The sequence below is a fragment of the Streptomyces albus subsp. albus genome (genome assembly GCF_000719865.1).
GTDB lineage: Bacteria > Actinomycetota > Actinomycetes > Streptomycetales > Streptomycetaceae > Streptomyces > Streptomyces albus_E.
Window position 1 is genome coordinate 129,154 of record NZ_JOID01000006.1, and the last position, 23,392, is coordinate 152,545.

The 23,392-nt window shown below is 73.2% G+C and carries 18 protein-coding genes, 1 tRNA gene and 2 pseudogenes; 10 read left to right on the forward strand and 11 right to left on the reverse strand.

What is annotated here, in order from left to right:
* Positions 1-5 precede the first annotated feature (5 nt).
* Entirely contained in the window at positions 6-1,028 is a 1,023-nt protein-coding gene (gene hpnH / locus IF83_RS0107225; RefSeq protein ID WP_030543219.1) for an adenosyl-hopene transferase HpnH, read from the forward strand.
* Between the two features lie 98 nt (positions 1,029-1,126).
* On the opposite strand, the gene IF83_RS0107230 is transcribed toward hpnH, so the two are convergent.
* On the reverse strand, positions 1,127-1,960 hold the full coding sequence (locus tag IF83_RS0107230) for a tyrosine-protein phosphatase (RefSeq protein WP_078843248.1): 834 nt from the start codon (positions 1,958-1,960) through the stop codon (positions 1,127-1,129).
* 379 nt (positions 1,961-2,339) lie between these two features.
* Entirely contained in the window at positions 2,340-2,798 is a 459-nt protein-coding gene (locus tag IF83_RS0107235; protein WP_030543221.1) for an ATP-binding protein, read from the reverse strand.
* 137 nt (positions 2,799-2,935) lie between these two features.
* Between IF83_RS0107235 and IF83_RS0107240 the strand changes: the two genes are divergently transcribed.
* The 7 genes from IF83_RS0107240 to IF83_RS35255 all read left to right on the forward strand — a co-directional run bounded on the left by IF83_RS0107240 (position 2,936) and on the right by IF83_RS35255 (position 13,665).
* A complete protein-coding gene (locus tag IF83_RS0107240; RefSeq protein WP_030543222.1) occupies positions 2,936-3,802 on the forward strand; it encodes a helix-turn-helix domain-containing protein in 867 nt (288 codons plus the stop codon).
* A gap of 3 nt (positions 3,803-3,805) precedes the next feature.
* Positions 3,806-4,051, forward strand: a complete 246-nt coding sequence (locus IF83_RS0107245) for a DUF397 domain-containing protein (RefSeq protein WP_030543223.1) — start codon at positions 3,806-3,808, stop codon at positions 4,049-4,051.
* A gap of 116 nt (positions 4,052-4,167) precedes the next feature.
* Complete coding sequence (locus tag IF83_RS0107250) at positions 4,168-5,019, forward strand: SAM-dependent methyltransferase (RefSeq protein WP_030543224.1); 852 nt, start codon at positions 4,168-4,170, stop codon at positions 5,017-5,019.
* Positions 5,020-5,227: 208 nt separating this feature from the next.
* Positions 5,228-6,475 carry an MBL fold metallo-hydrolase gene (locus IF83_RS29945; RefSeq protein ID WP_394297302.1) on the forward strand — a complete coding sequence of 416 codons (1,248 nt, stop codon included), beginning with the start codon at positions 5,228-5,230 and terminating at the stop codon, positions 6,473-6,475.
* Between the two features lie 559 nt (positions 6,476-7,034).
* Positions 7,035-8,354, forward strand: coding sequence for a COG1361 family protein (locus tag IF83_RS0107260; RefSeq protein WP_244176903.1), 1,320 nt, complete (start codon positions 7,035-7,037; stop codon positions 8,352-8,354).
* 486 nt (positions 8,355-8,840) lie between these two features.
* Positions 8,841-9,152: a trypco2 family protein gene (locus IF83_RS0107265; RefSeq protein ID WP_030543226.1), complete on the forward strand. Its 312-nt coding sequence runs from the start codon at positions 8,841-8,843 to the stop codon at positions 9,150-9,152.
* Positions 9,153-9,213: 61 nt separating this feature from the next.
* Positions 9,214-13,665 (forward strand): trypsin-like peptidase domain-containing protein, encoded by a 4,452-nt coding sequence (locus IF83_RS35255; RefSeq protein WP_030543227.1) that lies wholly within the window; start codon positions 9,214-9,216, stop codon positions 13,663-13,665.
* 58 nt (positions 13,666-13,723) lie between these two features.
* On the opposite strand, the gene IF83_RS0107275 is transcribed toward IF83_RS35255, so the two are convergent.
* Together IF83_RS0107275 and IF83_RS0107280 are read right to left on the reverse strand one after the other, a co-directional pair.
* The gene (locus IF83_RS0107275; RefSeq protein WP_030543228.1) at positions 13,724-14,476 is read right to left on the reverse strand and encodes a nucleoside/nucleotide kinase family protein; all 753 of its coding nucleotides are present in this window, start codon (positions 14,474-14,476) and stop codon (positions 13,724-13,726) included.
* A gap of 530 nt (positions 14,477-15,006) precedes the next feature.
* Positions 15,007-16,263: pseudogene (locus IF83_RS0107280) on the reverse strand (amidohydrolase family protein); the annotation flags it as partial.
* A gap of 977 nt (positions 16,264-17,240) precedes the next feature.
* On the opposite strand from IF83_RS0107280, the gene IF83_RS0107285 reads away from it, so the two are divergent.
* Entirely contained in the window at positions 17,241-17,606 is a 366-nt protein-coding gene (locus IF83_RS0107285) for an MmcQ/YjbR family DNA-binding protein (RefSeq protein ID WP_030543230.1), read from the forward strand.
* A 399-nt stretch (positions 17,607-18,005) separates the two neighbouring features.
* Here IF83_RS0107285 and IF83_RS0107290 read toward each other — a convergent pair whose 3' ends face one another.
* Positions 18,006-18,296 (reverse strand): YiaA/YiaB family inner membrane protein, encoded by a 291-nt coding sequence (locus IF83_RS0107290; protein ID WP_030543231.1) that lies wholly within the window; start codon positions 18,294-18,296, stop codon positions 18,006-18,008.
* Positions 18,297-18,488: 192 nt separating this feature from the next.
* Between IF83_RS0107290 and IF83_RS0107295 the strand changes: the two genes are divergently transcribed.
* Positions 18,489-18,562, forward strand: a tRNA-Pro gene (locus tag IF83_RS0107295).
* 123 nt (positions 18,563-18,685) lie between these two features.
* On the opposite strand, the gene IF83_RS0107300 is transcribed toward IF83_RS0107295, so the two are convergent.
* The 6 genes and pseudogenes from IF83_RS0107300 to IF83_RS34600 form a co-directional block, all read right to left on the reverse strand.
* The gene (locus IF83_RS0107300; protein WP_051722528.1) at positions 18,686-19,711 is read right to left on the reverse strand and encodes a tyrosine-type recombinase/integrase; all 1,026 of its coding nucleotides are present in this window, start codon (positions 19,709-19,711) and stop codon (positions 18,686-18,688) included.
* A gap of 3 nt (positions 19,712-19,714) precedes the next feature.
* Positions 19,715-20,026, reverse strand: a pseudogene (locus IF83_RS35545) (hypothetical protein); the annotation flags it as partial.
* 472 nt (positions 20,027-20,498) lie between these two features.
* A complete protein-coding gene (locus IF83_RS33640) occupies positions 20,499-20,642 on the reverse strand; it encodes a hypothetical protein (RefSeq protein WP_158711008.1) in 144 nt (47 codons plus the stop codon).
* Positions 20,643-20,813: 171 nt separating this feature from the next.
* A complete protein-coding gene (locus tag IF83_RS0107310) occupies positions 20,814-21,344 on the reverse strand; it encodes a hypothetical protein (protein ID WP_030543233.1) in 531 nt (176 codons plus the stop codon).
* 36 nt (positions 21,345-21,380) lie between these two features.
* Positions 21,381-21,917: a hypothetical protein gene (locus IF83_RS0107315; RefSeq protein WP_244176905.1), complete on the reverse strand. Its 537-nt coding sequence runs from the start codon at positions 21,915-21,917 to the stop codon at positions 21,381-21,383.
* Between the two features lie 524 nt (positions 21,918-22,441).
* On the reverse strand, positions 22,442-23,134 hold the full coding sequence (locus tag IF83_RS34600; RefSeq protein WP_244176907.1) for a hypothetical protein: 693 nt from the start codon (positions 23,132-23,134) through the stop codon (positions 22,442-22,444).
* Between the last annotated feature and the right edge of the window lie 258 nt (positions 23,135-23,392).

Sequence of the window (23,392 nt, forward strand, 5' to 3'; positions counted from 1 at the left end):
GCCAGATGGCCATGCCGCTCCGCCAGACCATCCGGGTCGGAACCTATCTCTTCGCCCAGAAGCTCCGCCGCCGGGAGAAGTTCCCGCTGATCGTCGAGCTGGAACCGCTCTTCGCCTGCAACCTCAAGTGCGAGGGCTGCGGGAAGATCCAGCATCCGGCCGGCGTGCTCCGGCAGCGGATGCCCGTCGCCCAGGCCGTCGGCGCGGTCCTGGAGTCCGGCGCGCCCATGGTGTCCATCGCGGGCGGCGAACCGCTGATGCACCCGCAGATCGACGAGATCGTGCGGCAGCTCACCGCGCGCAGGAAGTACGTCTTCCTCTGCACCAACGCCGTGCTGCTGCGCAAGCACCTCGACAAGTTCGAACCCTCGCGCTACTTCGCCTTCGCGGTGCACATCGACGGCCTGCGCGAGCGGCACGACGCCTCCGTCGCGAAGGAGGGCGTGTTCGACGAGGCCGTGGAGGCGATCAAGGAGGCCAAGCGGCGCGGCTTCCGGGTCACCACCAACTCGACCTTCTTCAACACCGACACCCCGCAGACCGTCGTCGAGGTCCTCGACTACCTCAATGACGAGCTGCGGGTGGACGAGATGATGATCTCTCCCGCCTATGCCTACGAGAAGGCGCCCGACCAGGAGCACTTCCTCGGCGTCGCCCAGACCCGCGAGCTGTTCGCCAAGGCCTTCGCGGGCGGCAACCGGCGCCGGTGGCGGCTCAACCACAGCCCGCTCTTCCTCGACTTCCTGGAGGGCCGGGCGGACTTCCGCTGCACGGCCTGGGCCATCCCCAACTACTCCCTGTTCGGCTGGCAGCGGCCCTGCTACCTGATGAGCGACGGCTACGTCCCCACCTACCGGGAGCTGGTCGAGGAGACCGACTGGGAGGCCTACGGGCGGGGCCGCGACCCGCGCTGCGCCAACTGCATGGCGCACTGCGGCTACGAGCCGACCGCCGTCCTGGCCACCCTGGGCTCGCTGCGGCAGTCGCTGCGCGCGCTGCGCGAGACGGCGGGCGGGAACCGGGGCTGAGGACGGGGCGGGGCCGAGGACGGGGCGGCCCGGCGGCCGGGCCCCCAGGGGTGCGGGGGCTGGGCCGCCGGCCCGGCCCGTCCGGCCGTTCCGGCCGGTCAGCCGTCGAGCATCCGGGCGCGCAGCCGTTCGCGCCGCTCCGGCCCGAAGCCCAGTCCCTGGGTGAGGTAGGCGTCGACCGTGCCCCACTCCTCCTCGATCGTCGTGAAGGCGGCGGCCAGGTACTCGCGCCGGGCGTCGAAGAGCGGGCTGAGCAGGTCCTCGACCTCCGGGGTCAGGGCGGCGGGGGAGTTGTCCGAGCGGCGGAACCGGTAGCGGCGGTGCGGGGCGGCGCTCGCCAGGTAGTCCTCCTCGATCGCGTCCCGCTCCACCCCCAGCGCGAGCAGGGTGACCGCGATGGACAGCCCCGCCCGGTCCTTGCCCGCCGCGCAGTGCATCAGCGCGGGCACGCTGTCCTCGGCGAGCGCGTGCAGCACCCGGCTGTGCTCGGTGGTACGGGTCTTGACGATGACGCGGTAGGTGCTCGACATCCGCAGGGCGGCCTTGCCGTCGCCCAGCGCGGCGCGGAGCTGGGTGAGGTCGCCGTCCCGCACCATCCGCCAGAACTCCGCGCCGTCGGCCGGGTCGGTCAGCGGGATGTTCACATGGCGCACGCCGTCCAGTTCGATGTCATGGCCGTCGAGGGCCACATCGGCGTCGTTGCGGAAGTCGAAGACCGTGTGCAGGCCGAGGGAGGAGAGGAACGCGGCGTCCTCGGGGGTGGCCTTCGCCAGGTGCCCGCTGCGGTAGAGCACCCCGCGCCGGACGGTCCGCCCGTCGCCGGTCGGCAGGCCGCCCACGTCGCGGAAGTTCCGCACACCCGAGAGCCGGGGCTCGGCCAGGCCGGTCTGCCCGGTCTGCCCGGTCTGGGGAACCTGAGGCGTCTGCGTCACGGGCGTCGCTCCTCGGTGTCGGCCGCCGGCCCTCGCGCCGGCGAGGCGGTCCTGCTGATGCTGGAGACCCTACGATATGGATTACCCGGGCAACCGGTTCACCCATGCGGACCGCTCTCCGCCGGACCGCGCACCACCTGGTCTTTTCCGGTCCGCGCCGGCCCCGGTGTGGGACGCGTCACGAGACGGGGCCGGAAGCCGGACGGGAAGCGGAGGGCCGACCGCCGATTGCCGGCCGCCGGGCGGTGGACGGTGGGCGACGTGCGCCGGGCCCGGGCCGGGGCTCGGGAGGAACGCTCCGGCGGGGCGGCGCTCGGTGGCACCGGGGACCTCCGGGGCGCGGGGCCCGGAACACGCGCGGTGTACGGGGCCCGGCGGCTCAGCGGCCGGTTCTCCCGCAGCGCAGGCAGGCCCAGACCACCTGGCCGCGCCCGGCCTCGTCCGGCCGGACTCCCCACTCCTCCGCGAGGGCGCCGACCAGCATCAGCCCGCGCCCGCCCTCCTCGTCGATCCCGGAGAACCGGGCGCGCGGCGCGGTCTCCGCGCACCCCTCGTCGGTGACCTCCACGCGCAGCTGCCGCCCGGTGAGCCGGACCTCGCAGGCCACCTTGGCGCTGTCGGTGTGCCGCACGGCGTTGGTGAACAGCTCCGACACCACCAGCTCGGCGTCCGCCCGGCAGCGCTCGTCGACGCCCCACTCGGACAGCAGCGTGAGGACGCGCCGCCGGGCCTCGCAGACCGAGGCGCTCATCGCCGGCAGATGGAACACATCCTGCAGATGCCGGGCGACGACGCCGCCGCAGCGGCTCAGCCTGAGCGCGTCATGGGAAGGAGCCACGCTGCAACTATGCGGTGTGTCACTCACGCATGGCAAGGATCAGTCTGTAATTCACAAAAAGCAGACGACAGCCTGGCCCGTGCAACTGACGCCGTGACAGACTGCGCGCGGGTCAAGGTTGTTGGAGGGGATGTGCGGTGAAGGATGCGCGGCCGGGAGGTGCGCCGACCGTCCTGAGACTGGTGCTCGGCAAGCGCCTGCAGGACCTACGGGAGAGAGCCGGACTGTCGTACGCGGAGGCGGGCCGCGCCCTCGACGTCACTCACGCCACGATCCGCCGGATGGAGAAGGCCGAAGTCGGGCTGAAAATCCCGTATGTGGAGAAACTCCTCCGGGTCTACGGCATCACCGAGCAGGCGGAGATCGACGCCTTCGTCTCGCTGGCCCGGGAGGCCAACCAGCCGGGCTGGTGGCACCGCTTCCGCGATGTGCTCCCCGAGTGGTTCAGCGCCTTCGTCGCCCTGGAGGGCGAGGCCAGCGTCATCCGCGCCTACGAGCCGCACTACGTACCCGGGCTGCTCCAGACCGAGGCCTACGCGCGCGCCGTCCTCCGCGCCGGGATGCCCCACGCCCCGGCCGCGGAGGTGGAGCGCCTCGCCGCGCTGCGCGCCGAGCGGCAGTCCCTGCTGACCAGGGACGACCCGCCACTGCTCTGGGTTGTCATGGACGAGACGGTCCTGCGCCGTCCGATCGGCGGCCCGGAGGTGATGCGCGAGCAGATCGACCGGCTCATCGAGGCCACCGAGATGCCGCGGGTCAGGCTCCAGCTCATGCCCTTCTCCGCCGGCCCGCACCCGGCCATGTACGGTCCCTTTCACATCTTCCGGTTTCCGCTTCCGGAACTGCCGGACGTCGTCTATTCCGAGAGCCTCGTCGGGGCCGTCTACGTCGACCAGCGGGACGACGTCTCGGCGTTCCTGGAGGCCCTCGACCGGATGTGCGCGCAAGCCGCGCCCGCACACACCACCCGGACGGTGCTGGGTGGGATTCGCAAGGAGATCTGAACCATGGGTCGCGAGAAACGTATCTACAACGGGATGCCCTCCACGGAGCTCGGCACGGAGGGCTGGCACAAGCCGTGGAGCGGGGGAAACGGGGGCAGTTGTGTGGAAGCCATGAAGCTGGGTGACGGGAGGGTGGCGCTGCGGCAGTCCACCGATCCGGAGGGCCCGGCGCTGATATACACCCATCACGAGATCGCGACCTTCATCCGTGGCGCGAAGGACGGCGAGGCGGACTTCCTCCTCGCCTGACCTCGCCCGACGGAGCCGGCCCGCCCCGACCGAGCCGGCCGGCTCTCCGCACGGACACGGGGGACACACACGGGGGACGCGGGGCGACTCCCCGCGGACAGGGGGAAGAGACGGAAATGGAGACCGGTGTGACCGACCAGGGTTTCCCTGCCGAACGTATCGACACCAGCAGACCGCATCCGGCACGGATGTACGACTACTACCTCGGGGGATGGGACAACTACGAGGTCGACCGCGCGGCCGCGGAGGAAGTGATGAAGCTCGCCCCGGACACGCGGGCGACCGCGCGGGCGAACCGGGCCTTCATGGAGCGGGCGGTGCGGACCGCCGTCGGGGCGGGGGTCCGGCAGATCATCGACATCGGCACGGGCATCCCCACCTCGCCCAACACCCATGAGATAGCGCGGGAGATCGCCCCCGGTACCAGGGTGGCGTTCGTCGACAACGACGTGATCGTGGGGGCCCACGCGGAGGCCAAGCTGACCAACGAGGGCAACGCCGCCTTCGTCCACGCCGACGTCCGGGAACCGCGGTCCATCCTGGACCACCCGACCGTCCGCCGGCTCATCGACTTCGACCAGCCGGTGGCCCTGATGCTGGTCGCCGTCCTGCACTTCATCGACGACGCCTCGGACCCGGAGGGCATTCTCGCCACGCTCGGCGGGGAGCTGCCGAGCGGCAGCCACCTCATCCTCAGCCACGTCACCGCCGACTTCCACGGGGAGGAGCGGCGGCGGACGGAGGGCGAGGACGTCCGGAAGGTCTACGACCGGAGCACGGCCCACCTCACGCTGCGCGACCACGCGGGCATCCTGCCGTTCTTCAAGGGCTTCGACCTGCTCGACCCGGGACTGGTCCAGGCCACGGCCTGGCGGCCCGAGGAGGGGACCGGGCGGGCGGGGAAGGCCGCGGGGAACGAGGACGGGCGTACCGTCGCCTGCTACGCCGGCGTGGGCCGCAAGCCCTGACCGGCCCGGCGGATTGAGCGGAACCGGGCCCGGCGGGCAGTGAGCCGGGCCCGGTTCTCGCGCGGCGGGCACCCTGACGGCCGCCCTGCCGTTCTCCTGTCGAGCACAGCGCCGGCCGCGCCGGCCGCCGTACCGCCACCGGGGCGCCGGGGCGCCCGGGGCCGACGGGCCGCGGCGCACCATTGAGCAACGTCCCGACGGAGGTCCCGTGCCCGAACGCGTATCCAGCTCAGCACCCGGCTCAGCACCCGGCCCCGCGCCCCGGCCGGCCCGTCTGCGGCGTCCCGTTCCCGGTCCGCTGCGCTCGCTCGCCGCCCGGCTGCGGCCCGCCGCCTTCGGCGCGGACCCGGCCGGCGAGCGGCTCGAACGCATCCGCAGATCGCCGCAGTGGGCGGACGGCCAGTTCCGCAACCCGGTGCCGACCCGCATGATGCTGCCCGGCTCCGGCCGGGCGCTGCTGCGCGCCCAGTTCGACCGGGAGGCGCGCAGACGGCGCGCGCCCGCCGCCGCCATACCCGTGCACCGGCACGCCCCGGGAACCGGGAGCGCCCGGCCCGCGACCCCGCCGTCCGGCCTCCGGCTGACCTGGATGGGGCACTCCAGTGTGCTGGCGGAGATCGACGGCCACCGGGTGCTGTTCGACCCGGTCTGGAGCGAGCGCTGCTCGCCCTTCGCCTTCGCCGGGCCGCGCCGGCTGCATCCGGTGCCCCTGCCGCTGGAGGACCTGGCGCCGGTCGACGCGGTCGTCATCTCGCACGACCACTACGACCACCTGGACATGGCCGCCGTCCGCGCGCTCGCCGCCACCGGCACCCGGTTCGCCGTACCGCTGGGCGTCGGGGCGGACCTCGAACACTGGGGCGTCGACCCGGCGCGCATCGACGAACTGGACTGGCACGAGTCGGCGCGCGTCGGGGAGCTGACGCTCACGGCCACGCCCGCCCGGCACTTCTGCGGCCGGGGCCTCGTCCGCGGGATGCGGACCCTGTGGGCCTCCTGGGTCGTGACGGGGCCGGAGCACCGGATATTCCACAGCGGGGACACCGGCTACTACCACGGCTTCGCCGAGACGGGCGCCGCGTACGGTCCGTTCGACGCCACGATGATCCAGATCGGCGCGTACTCCGAGCACTGGCCGGAGATCCACATGACCCCGGAGGAGGGGGTGCGGACGCATCTCGACCTGTCCGGCGGAACCCCGGCCGGGGTCCTGCTGCCCATCCACTGGGGCACCTTCAACCTCGCGCCGCACGCGTGGGCGGAGCCGGGGGAGTGGATGAGGGATGCGGCCGAGGAGGCGGGCCAGGCGGTGGCGTTTCCCCGGCCGGGTGAGCCGTTCGAGCCGGCGGGGAAGCTGCCGGTGGAGGCGTGGTGGCGGGAGGTGTCCGATCCGGTCGAGCACCCGTGGCGCCGTCCCGGGCGCGTGGGAGGTGTGGCCGGGAGGAAAGGGGGGTGATCTCGACCTCGCGGGTGAGCGGTGACGTCGGCCGGGGATGAGCCCGCGGAGAGGGTCCGGATGCTGCAGCGTCTCCCGGCTGAAGATCGCGGCGGTGTGGTTCCGGGCCCGGACCGTTGCCTCGCTTCCGCGGTCAGGACCGAACCGAGCCTCTTCAACCTCGGTTTGGGTCCGCTCCGCCCAGTGGAGTACGAACGCCTCCCACGCCAGGAGCCCGGAACCAAGCAGCTCGCATCAATCCAACTCGGGAAAGTCCGCCGGTTCCGTGCATTTCGGGGGAATTCGTTCGTGGCGTCCATCGGCTCCGGAGTGGTCCAGCGGCACCGGAGCACCAACGGTACGGAGCTTCGCCGGGCGCGCACCACGAGGCGGGCCGCAAGGTCCTGAGCGGCCTTCAACAGGCCGAAAAGCGGAGCGCGGTGGACTCCCCGTCATGTGATGATCTCTCCGATGCGCCAGGGGGATGCACGGCGCATCTGTCGCCTTACCGCACCCTTGGGGGGTAGCTATGAGCTCGTTATCCGCTGGACGCCCGGCCCGCCTCAGATCCGGTGCCGCCGTGGCGGTAGCGGCCGGTCTGCTGACGGCCGGCCTCGCCGCGCCCGCGTTCGCCGCCGACGACCCGCCGCAGACCGACCAGCTGTGGATCAGCACGCCGTACGAGCAGACGCTGCCGACCGGTACCGACGGCGGTGAGCCGCAGTCCCGTACCCTCGGCGTCGGCCTCCACCACGACAACGACAACTTCACGGTGACCGACGGCAGACTCACCATCGACGTCTCCGGCCTGGCCGGGGTCGCCGAGGTGAGCTGGCCCGACAACTGCACGCCGAGCGGCGCCGGCGCGGTGTGCGACATTCCCGTGGTGCCCGCGATCGGGGGTGACTACGAGGACCAGGTGTTCCTGACGGTGCGTGCGGCCGACGGCGCCGAAGTCGGCGCGCAGGGCAGGATCACCTACGAGGCGACGGCCACCGGCGGCCCCGACGGGACGCTCACCGCGCCGCACGAGAGCTTCGACACCACGCTCACCGTCGGCGCAGGGCCGGATCTCGCCATTGACCCCGTTGCCGAGATCGAGGACGGTCTGCCCGGCGACGAGCGGACGATCCCGTTCAAGGTCACCAACAACGGCAACGAGAGCGCGAACGGGTTCACCGTCAAGCTGTACGCCTCGTACGGCCTGACGGATCTGACCCGGTACGACGCCTGCACCTACACCACGACGGACGGCGACGACTACGCACCGTCGAACAAGGCGGTCTGCACGTTCGATCAGGTGCTGGCACCGGGCGACTCCTTCGAGCTGCCCGAGCCGCTGACGGTGCGACTCGCCCCGCACGCACTGAACGAGCGGCTCGACATCGACGTCGAGCCGGGCGATGGCGCCCAGGACATCGACTCCCGGAACGACTACACGGTGCTCCAGATCGGTGCGGAGAACACCGCGGACTTCTCCGTGACCGGTGACGCCGTCTCCGGCGCGGCGGGCGAGACGGCCACGGTCGAGCTCGCGTTCCAGAACAACGGACCGGCCTGGTTCGGCAACCTCGGCTCCGGCGACCCCGTCGCCGAGGTCCGGCTGGTCGTGCCCGAGGGCACCAAGGTCACCGGCGTGCCGTCCGGCTGCTACCCGCGCACCCTCGACGGCGGCTACTACCCGAAGCGGACGGGCGCCCCGCGCTACGACTGCGGCCTGCGGTACTGGGTGCTGGAGGACACCCGGCGCACGTTCGCCTTCTCCGTGCGTGTCGACACCGTGGTGCCCGGCGCGACCGGTGCCGTGAGCATCCACCCCCCGTTCGGCGAGTTCGGTGAGCACCCCTTCGACTTCGACCCGGATCTCACGAACAACACGGCGCTCCTGACCGTCAATTGACCGGCTTGCGGGTTCGGAGCGGCCGGGCCGGCCGCTCCGAACCCGCGCTGCACAGGAGTCCAGGCCGGTGTCGGTCGGCCTGGAGGTGCCGGCCGCCACGTCCTGACTGCACACCTTCCAGTTCCGGTCGGACGCCTGCATGTGTTCCCGGCCCAGTGCGTCGTGCGAAGCGAGCCCGTGGAAACCGGCTTCCTGCGCCTTGTCCTGTGCCGACCGCAGTCCCATGCCCACGAGATCGGGGACGGTCGTCTTCTTGGGCGCGTCCGCAGTCGGCTTGTCGTCGCCGGCTCTCTTCGCGGCTTCGCCGCGCGGGGAGAGCGGGCCGCGGAGGGTGGCCGCGCGGCGGTCCCCGGTGGCGCGGGACAGGCCGCCGGCGACGCGCCGGGGGCGGTGGGCCGTCCCTGCTCCTCCGGGCGTGTGCGGGGCGGACAGTAGGATGCGAGGCCGTGCGGGGGCGCCCCGCACGCGCGGCGGGGGAGGGGACGCGTGATCGAACTGTCCGAGATGATCCGGGAGTTGCGGCGCGAGCTGACGGCCGCCATGGCGGACGGCGAGGGGCACTCACTGCGGTTCGAGGCCGGGCCGGTCGAGGTCGAGGCGGCCGTCGAGGTGGGCCGGGAGGCGGGCGGCAGCGGCAAGGTCCGCTTCTGGGTCGTCGAGGCCGGCGCCGAGGGGAAGCTGAGCCGGGCCGCCACCCAGCGGATCACCGTCACCCTGCAGCCCGTACGGACCGATGGGGACGGCCGTCCCGCCGGGCCCGCCCTGATCGCGGGCGACGAGGCCGAGGGCGAACGCTGACGGCAGCGGAAGCGGGACGACGGCGAGCCGGGCGACGGGGAGAGGGACGGGGACGGAGCCAGTGGACACCGAGCCGTCGCACGCCACCCGCGTCGCCGAGATCATCGCGACACGGCCGGGCGGCGGCACCCGGCGCGGATCGGGCCTCCTGGTCCGGCCCGGCCGGGTGCTCACCGCCGCCCATGTGGTCGCGGACGCGGCGCGGGTGCGCGTACGGTTCGACGCCGACCGGCCGGGCGAACGGACGCTCGACGCCGAGGTGACGTGGTGCCACGACGGCGTCGACGCCGCCGTGCTGTCGGTGGACCCCGGCGCGGCGGCGGGCGGCGAACAGGCCCCGTGGCTCCCGCCGTTCGGCCGGATCGGTGAGCGGGACGCGGTCCTGCGCTGCGGCGCGGTCGGCTTCCCGCTGTTCAAGCTCCGCCGGGACGCGGACGGTTCCTCCTACCGCGACACCGCGCACGCCGTGGCCACCTGCGCCGTGCTGTCCAACCGGCGCGAGGGCACGCTCGACCTGAGCACCGATCCGCCCGCCGGGCCCGCGCCGTCCGCCGACCCGGCGGGCCCGGCCCCCTCGCCCTGGTCCGGCATGTCCGGTGCCGTGGTCCTCAGCCGCGGCCACATCATCGGCGTCATCGCCGAACACCACCGCACCGACGGGCCGGGCCGGCTTGCCGCGAGCCGCGTGGACCGCTGGGCGGAACGCCTCACGGACGCCGAACTGCGCGTCCTGGAGGCGTGCCTGGACACCCGGCTCGACCCCGCCGGCCTGCCCGACGTACTCCCCCCGGCGGAGTCCGCCCTGGCCGAGTCCGTCTACCGGGCGCAGCTCCGGGACATCGCCCCGGAGCGACTGGAGGGCAGGGAGGAGGAGCTGGCGGAGCTCGTCGCCTTCTGCGGCGGCGGGGAGCCGTACCGCTGGCTCCAGGCGCCGCCGTGGGCGGGCAAGACGGCGCTCGCCGCCTGGTTCGCGCTGCACCCGCCGCGCGGCGTCGTACCCGTCTGGTTCTTCATCACGGCCCGGTTCGCGGGCCAGTCGGACAGCGGAGCCTTCACCGAGGCCCTCGTCCACCAGCTCGCCGCCATCGCCGGCCGCGCCCCCTCCGCGCACGCCCTGCCGATGGCCCGGGACGGCGAACGGCGGCTGCTCCTGGAGGAGGCCGCACGGCGGGTGGCGCGGGACGGCGGCACGCTGCTGCTCGTCGTCGACGGCCTCGACGAGGACCAGGCCGCCCGCCCCGGCGGCACCGGCCCGAGCATCGCCTCGCTGCTGCCGCCGCGGCTCCCGCCCCAGGTGCGCGTGCTGGTCACCAGCCGCCCCAACCCCGGCCTGCCGCACGACGTGTCCGGCGGGCACCCGCTGCGGGACCCGGCCGTCGTCACCCCGCTCCGGACCGCCGAGGCCGCGCGCCACACCGCCGACGAGGCGCGCTGGGACCTCTCCCACGCTCTCTACGGTGAGGACGAGCTCGGCCGGGAGCTCGTCGGCCTGTTCACCGCCGCCCGCGCCAGCCTCACCCCGCGCGACCTCCACGAGCTCACCGGGCGGCCCTACCTGCACCTGCGGAAGTGGCTGGGCAGCGCCTTCGGCCGGCTGCTGCGGGTACGGGACTACGCCGACGCGCTCAACTCCGGCGGCAGCGCCGACCGGGCCGCGCCCCGGGACGACCCCGACGCCACCCGCGGCCACCTCTTCGCCCACGAGACCCTCTACACGGCGGCCCTCGGCGAACTGGGCGGCGACATCGAGCGGTACCGGGAACGCCTGCACCGCTGGGCCGCCGGATACGCGGAGCGCGGCTGGCCCCGCGACACCCCGCCCTACCTCCTGCGCCCGTACGGCCGGCTGGTCACCGGCCTCGGGGACGCCGTGCGGGCCGCGCGGCTGGCCGCCGAGGTCCGCCGCCACGACCGGCTCCGGGAGGCCACCGGCAGCGACGCCGCCGCGCTCGCCGAGATCGACGCCGCGATCCGGCTGCTGCGCGACACGGCCCCGGACGACCTGGCACACCTGGCGCCCCTGGCGGCGGCCCGGGATCTGCTGTCGCACCGCAACCGGGCGTTGCCCCCCGAACTGCCGCCCGCGGTCGCCGAGTCGGGGGACCCGGTGCGCGCGGAAGGGCTGGCGCGCAGCGTGTACGACCGGTTCGAGCGGGCGATGGCCCTGGTGGGCGTCGCCCGGGTCCTCGCACGCCGCGGCGACCGGGAGCGGGCCGTCGGACTGGTGCGGGAGGCGGAGGACCTGGCGGTTCACCTCCCGGTGGACGGCTCGCCGCCGGACGGTGACCTCAGCCCTCTGCACCGCGGTGCGGCCGTGGTCCTCGCCGCGTGCGGACGGGCGGACGAGGCGCTGGCCCTGGTGGAACGCCTCAAGGACGTCGACCGGGAGCCCGTCTATGGCGACGGGCCCGGGGGCCCGGGCGAGGCACCCGCGATCGTGGCCGTCATCGAGACCGTGGAGATGTCCGTCGAGGCGGCCGAGGCGCTGGCCGAGGTGGCGGCAGTGCTGCGGGCGCACGACGAGCCGACGGCCGCCCGGCTCCTGGACGAGGCGGAGGCCGCCGTGGACGGCAGGGGCTCGCCGGTGGACCGGATACGCATCCTGGCCGCGGTGGCCCGGGCGTGCGCCGGCCACGACGAGGGGCGGAGAAGCCGGCTGCACGACCGCGTCGAGGCCGAGGCGGAGGCCGCATTGCGGTCGGCCTGGCCGCCGGCCGCCGTGCTTCCGGCGGTGGCGGAACTCAGGGACGCCCGGCCGGAGCGGGCGGCCCGGCTGGCGCGAAACGTGGCGCGACGGGTCGGCTCGTACGAGCCGGAGCCCGAGCCCGATCCCTTCACCGCGTCCGTCGACAGGAGCACCTGGACCGACGCGGTGGTGGCGCTGGCCCTCGGCGGGCTGCCCGAGGAGGCGGCCGGTTTCGCCGCCCGCTTCCCGGCCGAGGGCTCCTCCTGGGCGGCGTGGCGTGCGAGTGAGGCGATCGCGAGCGCCTGGGTGCGCCGGGGAAGGGCCGACCTGGCACTGAGCCTCTTGGGCGACGAGGACGGTGACGGAGGCGCTGACGTCGCGGGGATGGGGCGGCGGGACGCCGACAGGCTGCGCCTGGCGCTGGTCCGGACCCTCGCGGAGGAAGGCCACCCGGACGAAGCGGTGCGCTGCGCGGACGGGCTCACCAGGCCCCGGGACGTCGCCGCGGCGCTGAGCGCGGTCGCCGGGCCCTTTTTCGGCACGGACCGCCGGCGCGCGACGGAACTGCTCGACGCGGCGGCCGAGGCGCTGTACGGGCCGGCCGCCGGTACCGGCCTGGACGACGCGGTGCTCGTCCGGCTCGCCGAGGCACTCGCGGCCCTGGGCGAGGACGAGCGGGCCGGACGCTCGGCCCGGGCGATGAGAGAACCGGCCCTGCGCTGGTGGGCCCTGGCCGAGACCGCGGTGCGGGGCGCCACCGACGGCCCCGCGGCCCTCAGGTCGCTGAAGGACGCGCTGGAGTCCGCGGGGAAGACCTCCGGCACCGGGGACGGCCCCCCGGCAGGCCATGCGCGGATCGCCGTGGCGGTGGCACTGGCGCGGCTCGGAGCCGGCGCGGAGGCGAGCGAGCTGGCCGAGGCCCTCACCGGCGACCAGCGGGCCGCGTATGCCGCGCTGCTCTCCGCGGTCCTGTGGGACCACGACCGCGCGGCCGCCGACTCCCTGGCCGCGTCGGTGGAGAGCCGTTACGCGGAGCAGCGGCCCCCGGAGGACGGCGATCCGGACCACGCGGTCCGCACGCTGCCGTTCCTGCTGGCGGCGCTCGGAACCCGCTCACCGTCCCGGGCGCGGCGCATGGCGGGCCACCTGGAACGGGCCGTCGAAGCCGCGTCACCGGCCGAACTGCACTACAACACATTGGAGTTGCAGGCGGTGCTGCCTCTGCTGCCGGAGGGGCGGCGGGGGGAATTCCGCGAACTGTTCGGCCCCCCGGACCCACGCAGCGAGCTCTGGCCGGATCCCGACGACCACGGCTCCGCAGCACTGCTGCGGGCGGCCGAGGGCGACTTCACGGGCGCGGAGGAACTGGCCCGGGAGCTCTTCGACGCGTGGGAGCGCGGCGCAACTCTGACCGAACTCGCGGCGCTGCTGATGGGATCGGCCGGACCGGTCCTCGCGATCCCGGGCGACCACGCGCCGGCCGGGCAGGCGGCGTGGATCGCGCGCCGTTCGATCAGCGCGGCCGGTCTGCCCGCCGGGGGTCGTACGCCCGAACGCACCGCCCGCGCAAAGCGGTTGCTGGGCGAGGTGCTGGCGGGGGAGGGCTGGTACCACGCGCTGCCGCCGCTCGCCGAACTGGAACCGGACGCGGTGCGCGGAGTGGCGGACCTGGTCTTCGCCCGCTCCGGCCCGGGGGACCCGTCCGACGGGCCCGGCGGGGGGTCCGGTGCGGAGCGCGCTCCCGAGCCGCCCGGAGCCGTGGCATCGGCGGGAGCGCGAGCGGGGGGCAGCGGGTCCGCGGAGCGTGCTGACGACGGCACCTCATAGTCCCGCTTCCGCGCCGCCTGACGGACCCGTGGCCAAAGGGCGCGGGGGCCGCTCCCGCTCAGAGCCGCAGGACCGCCGGGTCCCTCAGCACACGCGGATCGGTGAAGTCCGTGTTGTCGATGACCACGTCCGTCCCGGGGAGGGGATCGGCCTCCCGGAGGTAGAGCCGGTGCGCCGCCAGATAGCGGTCGCGGTGGATCGATTCGGCGTCCGTGCCGGCCCAGTCCTGGTCGCGCTCGGCGCCCCGGCGGACGGAGACCTCCGGGTCCACGTGGAGCCAGATCCGGAAGTCCCAGTAGGCGTTGATCTCCGGGCGGAAGGCGAAGACACCGTCCACGATCAGCACCGTGTCGGAAGTGAGCGGCGTGGACTGGCCGGAGTGGTCCCGCTGGCTGAGCGGGTCGATGGAGCAGAGCACGGCGGAGGTCTCGTCCGGCCTGCGGCAGCGGCCGAGCAGCAGCCGTTCGACCGCCTCGTAGTCGTACGCGTTGCGGTAGTAGCCCTCGCCGGACTCCCGGTCGTACAGGTGCCGGTCGTGCCACGGCTTCTTGAAGTCGTCGAGCGTCGCGCGGAGGACGGGGCGCCCGGCGGCGGCGACGCGCTGGGCCAGTTCGTGCCCGAAACTGGTCTTGCCGGCGGCGGTGAAGCCGTCGATTCCCACGAGAAGGCGCCCGGCGCCCAGTCCCGCGACGCGCCGCGCGAGGAGCGCGATCAGGGCGTTCCGCTGCGGCGATGCGGTGGGTGGGGCCGGTTGGCGCCACGTCGAGACCGAGTGCCGCACGTCCGCGTGTCCCGGGGGTCGCAGTTCCATGAGGTGAATCTATCGAGTGAATGGGCAAGTTGTGTTGACGGGGTGAAGATCGTCGCTGAACGGTCGAAGCGGGCGGCGGCTCGTGGCCCCCGCACGGGGCGCACCGGCGAGGCCGCACCCCACGCGTCACGCCGCGCGCCCCGCCGCGCCCTCGCCCGGCGCCGGGTGCGCCCTCGCCCGGCGGCCTGCCGCGCCCTCAACCGAAGGCGCCGCGGCCTCAATCGGAGCCGGGGCGGGCACAACCGGAGCCGGCGCGGGCACAACCGGAGCCGGCGCGGCCTCAGCCGGAGGCGCCGGCGCGGCCTCACCCAGCGGCCGACGCGCCCCGCAATCCGAGCCCGGCGCGGCCTCAACCGGCGGCCGGGGCATGCCCGCCCGGCACCGTGCTCCGCGGCGGCCGCGCCACCGCTGCCGTCGAGTCCCGCCGTGCCCGCTCTCCGGCCGTGCCCCGCGCCGGCAGCGTCACCGCTGCCGCCGGGTCCCGCTCTCCGGCCGTGCCGCTCTCCCGCCCCGGCTCCCCGGCCGCCGCGTCACCACTCCGGGCCGGCGTCACAGCAGCCGTCCCGGCGCATCTGCCGCCCGACCGGGCTCCAGTCGGTCGTCGCCGTCCCGGCGGCCGTTCCGCTCCGTTCCGCGGCGGACGGCCGATCCGCTTCGCCGGACACCGCGAACCTCTCCACCAAATCCGCCTGTTCGTACGGCACCCCGCCCCGCACCACCGACACCGTCCGCACCAGCGTGTCGAAGTCCGTGAACGGATCACCGTCGACGCCGGTCATGTCCGCCGGCTTGCCCGGCTCCAGCGTGCCCAGATCGCGCTCCGCGCCGAACACCCGCGCGGGCAGCGCGGTCGCCGTCCGCAGCGTCCGCGCCGCCGACAGCCCGCTGCGGCGCAGGGCGCGCGGCGCCAGATGCAGATGGAGGCCCACCGGCATCAGCGGGGCGTCCGTGCCGAGGGCGACCAGCCCGCCCGCCGACAGGACCCGCCGGTACGCCTCCATCTCCCGTTCCACCGCGGTCAGTTGCGCGGGGGACGGCGGATGGCCCTGCTCCGTCACGACAGCCACGTCCCACGGCGGCATCAGCGCCGTCACCCGCGGATCGCGCGCCAGCCCCGGGTCGGCGCCGAGCAGCCACAGGGCGCTGAACGGCGTCGCGATCAGATGGAAGTCCCCGCCCGCCGAGTAGATCTCGGTCACGTCGGCGTACGCGTGCCCATTCGCCGTCGTCGCGCGTCCGTACTCCAGCCGCTGCGTGGCCTGCAGATGGGTCGTCATGTCCTGGCCGAGCTGGATGCCCGGGGTCAGCAGATGGCTGCCGCTGCGCACCCCCAGCCGGTCGTGCGCGAAGCGCGCGGCCTCCTCCATCACCCAGCCCGGCGCTCGCGCATATGTCTTCACGAAGTCCCAGTCGAGGGCGGCGGCCCGCTCCAGCGAACGGCGCAGACCGGCGCGCGTCCGGTGGGCGCGGCCCATGCTGTACGCGACGCGGGGCCCGTCCAGCAGTTCGCCCGTCGTCAGCAGCCGCGGTGCGGCCGGCGCCCCCGCGTTGACGGCCTTGCGCAGCCGCGCCTGCTCGTGGGCGAAGCCGCCGAGGGAGACCGCGGTGGTGATGCCGTAGGCGAGCTGGGTGACCGTCTGGCGGCCGCCGTAGGTGCTCTGCCAGGGCCGCGGTCGTCCCATGGGCCGTCGGTGAGCTGCCGCAAGCCGGAACTGTCGGGCCGCAGCAGCCACAGGTGGAAGCCGCCGCCCCGGTACGCGCACACGGCGAGCAGCTCGCCGTCCGGCGAGAACACGGGGCGGGTGGGCTCCAGGTCGGGCGGGGTGAGGGCGGTGGCGGAGCCGGCGTCCCGTCCTGCGGGGCCTGCTCCGGCGCCGCGCCCGCTTCCGTCACCGTCGTCTCCCGCCCCGCCCTTGCCGACGGGTACGGACCACAGGACGTTCTGCACCTCGGCGACCATTGCTTGCCGCCGGGGGAGAGGGTCGCGGCGCCGTTGGTGGCGGCGGTGAGGGACAGCGGCACGCGCCGGGCGGACGGGGACGCCGACGGGGATGCGGCGACGGCCGGAGCGGCGGGCACGGCGGGCGTGACGCCGGCGACGGCCGCGCCTGCCGCCGCGGTACCGGCGGCGGCCCGGAGGAAGCGCCGGCGGGAAAGCGGTGAGCGCTCCTCGCCGGCCGCGGAAGGCGGACCACCGGGCGCGCCGGACGCGCAGGGGATGCCGGAAACAGCCGGGACATCGGAAACAGCGGGGAGGTCGGTACCCGAGGCGGAGCCGGAGCCGGTGCCAGTGCCGGGATGGGCGCCTGTGGGGGCGCCGGTGCTGTCGGCTCGGGCGGAGGATGCGATGGTGTCCAACGGGCCTCCCGGGTAAGGCCCGGACGGGATCCGGGCGGAGGAGCGGCAAGGCAGGGCCGAAGACGCCTGCGGCACCTCCGTATCCCGCGGATGAGGGACGAGCGCCTCACCACTCTTCCCCGCCCCGGACGAGCTGACGCGCACCGTGCGCACCGTGAGCCACAGCAGGACGGACCGGCCCGTGGCGGAAACCGGCTCGCGTCACCGCCCCGGTCCGAGCCGTGGTGGAAGGCACTCGGGCAACGGCGGCCCCGGCGCGAGACGAGCCCGTCAGCGCGCCCATCAGCGGCGGGACGACGACCGTGGCACCGGCTGCGCAGGTCGGTGTCAGTGGTCCCGCATACGTTTGGTGACGCCCGGAACACAGCACTGCCTCAGGCCCGAACGAACCGATGGGAGCGCCGTCATGACCACCACCGCCGAGGATGTCCGCCGTATCGCCCTCTCCCTCCCGGAGACGGCGGAAAAGCTGGCGTGGGGCATGCCCACGTTCAGGGTGCGCAACAAGATCTTCGCGTCCCTCGCGGACGACGACGCCTCGGTGGGCGTGAAGTGCCCGGTCGAGGACCGGGCGGAGCTGATCGCCTCCGAACCGGAGAAGTTCTTCGTCCGGGAGGGCCACGACGACCACTACGCCTGGCTGCGGGTCCGTCTCGCCGCGCTGGACGACGAGGAGGAACTGCGCGCGATCCTCCTGGACTCCTGGCGCCAGGCAGCCCCACGCGCCCTCGCCGAGGCCCATCCGGACCTCCGGGATGAGCGCGCGGGCTGACCATCGCCGCATCGCCGCATCGCCGCATCGCCGCATCGCGGCGTTGGCGCGTTGGCGCCCCACCGCGCCATCGCCGCGTGCCGCGACCGTCCGCACCGGGTAGCGCACCATGCCCCGGCCGGACGGGACCCCCTCACCGGATCGAATCGACCCGTCCCTCACCGGACCGGACCCTCTGCCCCGCCCTTCCGCAGGCTCTACAACGGAAGGGCGGGGCAGAGGGTCCGGTGCCTGCGCGATGGAGCGCCGCGGCCCAGACCGGACGGCCGGGGCGCTCGAAGTCACTCAGCGGGCCGCCCAGCGGCGCATCACGGAGAGCAACGGCGGCAACGGTCCGGTGCGGTGCAGTGACGGAAGGTACTCGTCCGCCCGTGCCGGTGTCCGGCCTTCCCGCCGCCCTCAGAGATTCTTCACCTCGAAGGGATCGTGTTCGGCGAGCAACTTGTCCAGCCGAGCCTTGTCGACGCGGCTGGAGACCTCGGTGACCTCCTGCCGGTCCCGTACGCACTTGGCGAGCGTGAAGCTGGAGGTCACCACGAAGACGAGCCCGAGGGCGAGAAAGCCCCGCTCCCAGGGGCCGAGCGGCAGCTTGGCGATGCCGAAGGACATCGCCACCAGGGAGATCGCGAACGAGATCGCGGCCTGCACGAAGAACGCCGTGGTCGTGGGCCGCTCGATGGGAGTGCTCATGCCAGAAGAGTCCCCGCTCCCGGTCCCGGGCACATGAGTAGCCGTACTCATCCCGGTGTCCCGGCCCCCCGCCCCGCCCTCCCCGGCCGCTCACTCCCTGCCACCGGAATGGGGTGGGCAAGCACCCCGCGCGGTGCGGTATTGTTTCTCCTGCGCGGTCGGCGAGGGGGAAACCCCAGGCCGCACGGGCACCGGGACGTGGCGCAGCTTGGTAGCGCACTTGACTGGGGGTCAAGGGGTCGCAGGTTCAAATCCTGTCGTCCCGACAGTGTGACCAGCGGGCCTGCCGAATACGGCAGGCCCGCTGGTCCACGTTCGGGTGACGGTGATGCCCAGGTGATGCCACCGCCCAGGTCGGCCGGTCACCCGTCAGCGTTCGGCACCGCGGCTCACGCGGCCCCGACCGCTCTGGCCGACGCGTGATCGCGGTCGGCGCGCTCCAGTGCGCGGCTCAGGGCGCGCACCGCGTCCCGGGCGGCGTGGGGCAGCAGGTGGCCGTAGAGGTTGACCGTGGTGGACAGCGTCGAGTGCCGCAGTGTCTTGGAGACCACCGCCAGCGGTACACCGGAGCTGATCATGATCGTGGCGGCTGTGTGCCGCAGGTCGTGCACCCCGATCCTGGGCAGACCGATTTCCGCGGCCCGGCGGCGCAGGGTCACCAGCACCTGCTGGGGACGCAGCGGTGAGCCGTCGGGCCGGCAGAACACCAGCCCCTCCAGCGGGGCCTGCGGCCCCAGCGCCGCGCGGGCGGTCTCGGCCCGGCGGCCCAGTGCCTGTGCCACCCGCGGAGACAGGCTGACCCAGTTCCGGCTGGCGCGGGTCTTGGGATGGCCGAGGAAGAGGTGGTTGTTGTCCACGGCGGTCAGGTTCCAGCGCACCAGCAGCACCTTCTCCTGAAGGTGGACCTCGGGCCAGTGCAGGCCCAGAAGCTCTCCGCGCCGCATGCCGGTGCCCAGCAGCACCTCGAAGGCATCTGCCCACACATCCGCGTACGCGGTGCGGTTGTGCCGCAGGAACGCCGCTGCCTGTGCCGGGCTCCAGCACAGCCGCTCCGGGGCGGTGGGCCTGCCGAGCACGGCGTGACGGGCGGGGTTGTCGGGGATCAACCGCTGCCGCGCTGCTGCGGACAGGGCGCTGGAGAGCGTCGCCCCGGCCCGGTAAACGGCCGTCCGCCCCCGTCCGGAGGCCAGTTGACTTCGGTTCCAGGCGGTGATGTGCCGGGCACGCAGGTCGAGCAGCCGCAGGTCGCCGAGAGCCGGGACCAGATCCCGGTGGACGTGGTCGCGGTAGCGGGCAAAGGTCGTCGGGCGCAAGTCTTCCCGCTTGGAGGCCAGCCACTGCAGCAAATAGCCCGCCACCGTCAGCTCCTCCTCCCATTCCAGCCCGCGGCGCTCCGCCTCCAGCGCACGGCGCATGGCAGCCTCGGCCTCCGCGCGGGTCGCGAAGCCGCTACGGCACCGCCTGCGGCGGCGGCCACCCGGTTCCGGCAGGGATACCGCGAACGCCCACGAGCCGTGCTTGGTCCCCGCACGCAGCCGCGGGCAGCGAGCCCCCCACTGCCTGCCGTCCGCGTCACGGCACCCACAGCGCCGGTACACCCGGCCGCCCGCAGACCGATACGCCACCGGACTCACCTCCACGGTCGAGGACGGTTTCTCCCACCATGGCGGCAGCCGCCCTCCCGCGGCAGAGAGCGGATGACGGCGCGTGCAGCGCGAACACCGCGCCATCACCCGGCCCTGCCCACTGGCACCACCAGGGCCAACCCCTTGACAGACGTGAAGGGATGCGCCGCTGCCCACTGCTCGATGTGTCCGGGTGCGGCAGCCTGACAGCAGGGGCTTACGCACACTGCTACTGCCGCGCGCCAGGTTCCTCGTCTCTCAGCGGGCTGATCGACAGGCGTCTCCTCGGGGACATCATCGGGCCACGAAAACGCTGGTCAGACCGTTGGGGCCAGGGTCGTGGCCGCGCCGCCGCCGACCTCGGGCTCGTTTGGCGGTCAGGGCTGGTGCATCACGACGCGGACGGAAAGGGCTTGCCGCGACGGGCGTGGCGATGGCAGTCTCCCGGGCATGATCAAGAGAATCGAGTCCTCCGTCCGCCGGTGAGCGCGACACCCGGGACCAGCTTCCCGGATCCAGGACCATGCTGTTCGAGCACGCCCTCCGGCTGCCCCAACTGACGTCCGAAGCCCCGCTGTCACATGATGGCGAGCCGTACCCTGACGAGGAGCGCCGCCGCCGCGGGCCGCGACCAGAAGAGCCACGTGCTCGTGAGCAGCCTGTGGAACTCGCGCGTGAGCTTGCGGCAGGCGGCTTCCTCGCCCGGCCGTGAGGTGCGCATTCAGTTGGTCCGGAGCGGCCGATCGAACGGTGGTTCGGGCGAACGCACTGCTGCGTGGTGATCAGCGGAGGCCTTTTGGCGGATACGCAGCCGGATATCCGGCGTCAGCCATGGGTGCGACCGCGCCCGGCCGGTTGCCGGCGCCGCCGTCCCTGGCACGAGTGAGCAGCTTTATAGGTCCTCGCCATCGACGGGTTCGGGCTCGCGGGTGTACCAGAGATCGAGCACGTACTGCTCCTGGACCGGGCATTCCCTCCACGCTTGCCGGACGCGATCGCGGTCCCAGTTCTCGGTGAAACGGCGGTGCATGCACGTGGTGTGGTAGTCGCCGGTGGCCTGGCGGCCGGTCCACCAGGCATGGCCTTCGTATACGCCCGGGCGGGGCAAGGTCATCTCACCGGCCGGTCCGAGGGTGAACTGGCTTATGACCACGATGCCGGTCTCCGATTCTAGGGACACGGGGACGCACCCTTCGACATCCTCGGGGAGGGAGTGGGGTGCGTCCCAGACCCGGAGGGTGACGCGAACGTGAATGTCGTCCTGCGGGCTGTGGAGGTACAGGTGGTAGCCGTTACCGGCCACCACCTGGCTCCGTGACGCGGCCAGGGACTCATCATCTCCGAGATAGGCGTCCGCGTCGTAGATCTCGACGATGCGGCGGTCGGGGCGGGCTGTGGTGCTGTACTCGGTGAGGAGCGCCATGGCAGGTAATTCCTCGGCAGGTCAGGGGGTTGGTCTTCACGGGGAAGGAGTCGCCATCGCGTATGCGGTTGGCTCCGGGCCGGCCGGAGAGGAGGCTGGAGGCGTCGGGGCGGCCGGGCCGGGCACACGGTGCCTGTGCAGGTCGTTCAATGACGTGCCCTTCTTCTTGGTCCGGCGTTGGGTGACGGTGAGGAGCACGGCGTGGGCCAGGCAGAGGAGTGCCAGGGCGGGGAGTGCGACCAGGGTGGGGTTCACCCAGGCGGGGATCAGGTCGTATTCCGCGTTGCACTTGTTGTGCAGCGGGAACCACTGGGTGTACTCCTCGAAGTTCGTCCTGCGGTATGTCCGGTCGTAGGCCTGGCCGGCTTTACTGCAGGCCTCCTCCGGGTCCAGTGACGTGATGGGGAGGAGGGAGCCGATGAGGTAGGTGACACCGGCTCCCATCAGGAGGAGCACCGCACTCCAGGTGAGCCATGCGGGGTTGCGCCGCCACGTGCCCAGGAGCAGCGGACGGCTCCAGAACCACCCTGCGGTCGTGAGGGCGCAGCAGATGAGGACAGGGATGACGGACATGGGTCAATACTGCTGGTCCTTCGTGTCCGGCCGGGACGCCGCCCGCTGCGCGGTTTCTTGCGGTAGACGGCCAGGTTCTTCTTGTACTGGGCCGCCAGGCTGTCCTCCAGACCGATGAGGGCAAGCCGGCGGTCGGTGAACCCCTGGCAGAAGAGGGTGTGCTTCTCCTTGTTGCCCGGGAGGAGGATGCAGGCCGTCGGCAGGGCGGGCCGGGGCCTGGCCCGCGACGGCCCTGACGGTCGCGGGCAGCCGCTCGGCCCTGCTGCGGCTGATACGTGCCCTGCCCGACCCGGTTCCCCCCATCCCCGCGGGTCCTGGGTGCCGACGAGTTTGCCCTGCGAAGGGACACGTCCATGCCACGCTCCTGGCCGACGTCGAGCCCCGCAGACCCGTCGCTCTCCTCCCCGACCGCGCGGTCTCCACGGTCTCTGACTGGCTCACCACCCGCTCCGGCATTGAGATCATCTGCCGTGACACTTTGGCCGGGGAGAAGCCGTCCGCCAGTGGATGTCGTCGGCTCCGGCTCAGCCTCCTCTCGCGAGTTCACGCAAGTAGGTGAGGTCGAGCCTGTTGGGTTGGTTGTTCGCCGGCAGGCCGGTCAGTTCGGCAAGGGCCTGAGAGGGGGCCAGACCGCGTTCGTAGGCGGAGTTCAGGCGGTCCAGCCACATCAGTCCGGCCTGGCGTCCCTCCTCGTCGGCGGCGTCTCGGGGCTCGAAGCTCGCTGCGTTGGCCGCGTCGGAGGCCCAGAGGTATCCCAGTACGCCGTGTTCGCCGTGGACGGGGACGTACTGCACCTCGCCGTCCGCCGTGCGCCGGTACCCGGGTTGGAAGGTGGGCGTATGGCGGAAGATCTCGGTGCGGGCGGAGATTTCGAAGCCGGCCCAGACGTCCCAGGGGGTGCTGTCGGTGCGGAGTCGGTTGGCGACGCCGGTCTCGGTCGGTTCGCCGAAATACGTCGGATCCTCGGGTTCGATCTCGGAGTCCAGGGCCTCCGACAGGTCCCGCAACGCGGCGGCCAGACGGGGCGCGTTCGTGGCATGGACGGCGGGCTGCGCTCGACCTTTGAGGTCATGGGGCATCCAGGCGTCGGAGAATGTCTCCAGGCTGACGCCGGTGTAGTTGAGGAACGCAGAGACCCGCAGGGAGAACAGGCCCTCCACCACGGTGTCGTCGCCGTTGACAATGACGAGACCAGATCCCTTGATGTGGGCAGACACGCTGCCGACCTCTCCTGGACTCCGCGTAGTTTCGACTTGGCCGGCCAGATGTTTCGCCACGTCCGAGGGGAGTGACATCACATCGAGCATGAATCCGCCGTCGAAGAGCTCGCTTTTCGGTTTCCCTGCTTCCTTGACGGACACGGACGGGTGTGGAGTCCCCACTGCGAGTCGGTGTTCCGCCAAGACCGCGTACGCACGCAGGAGGTCGCCAAGGCATGCAACGACCTTGTCCCCGGCTTGGTCGAACCGCCCCCA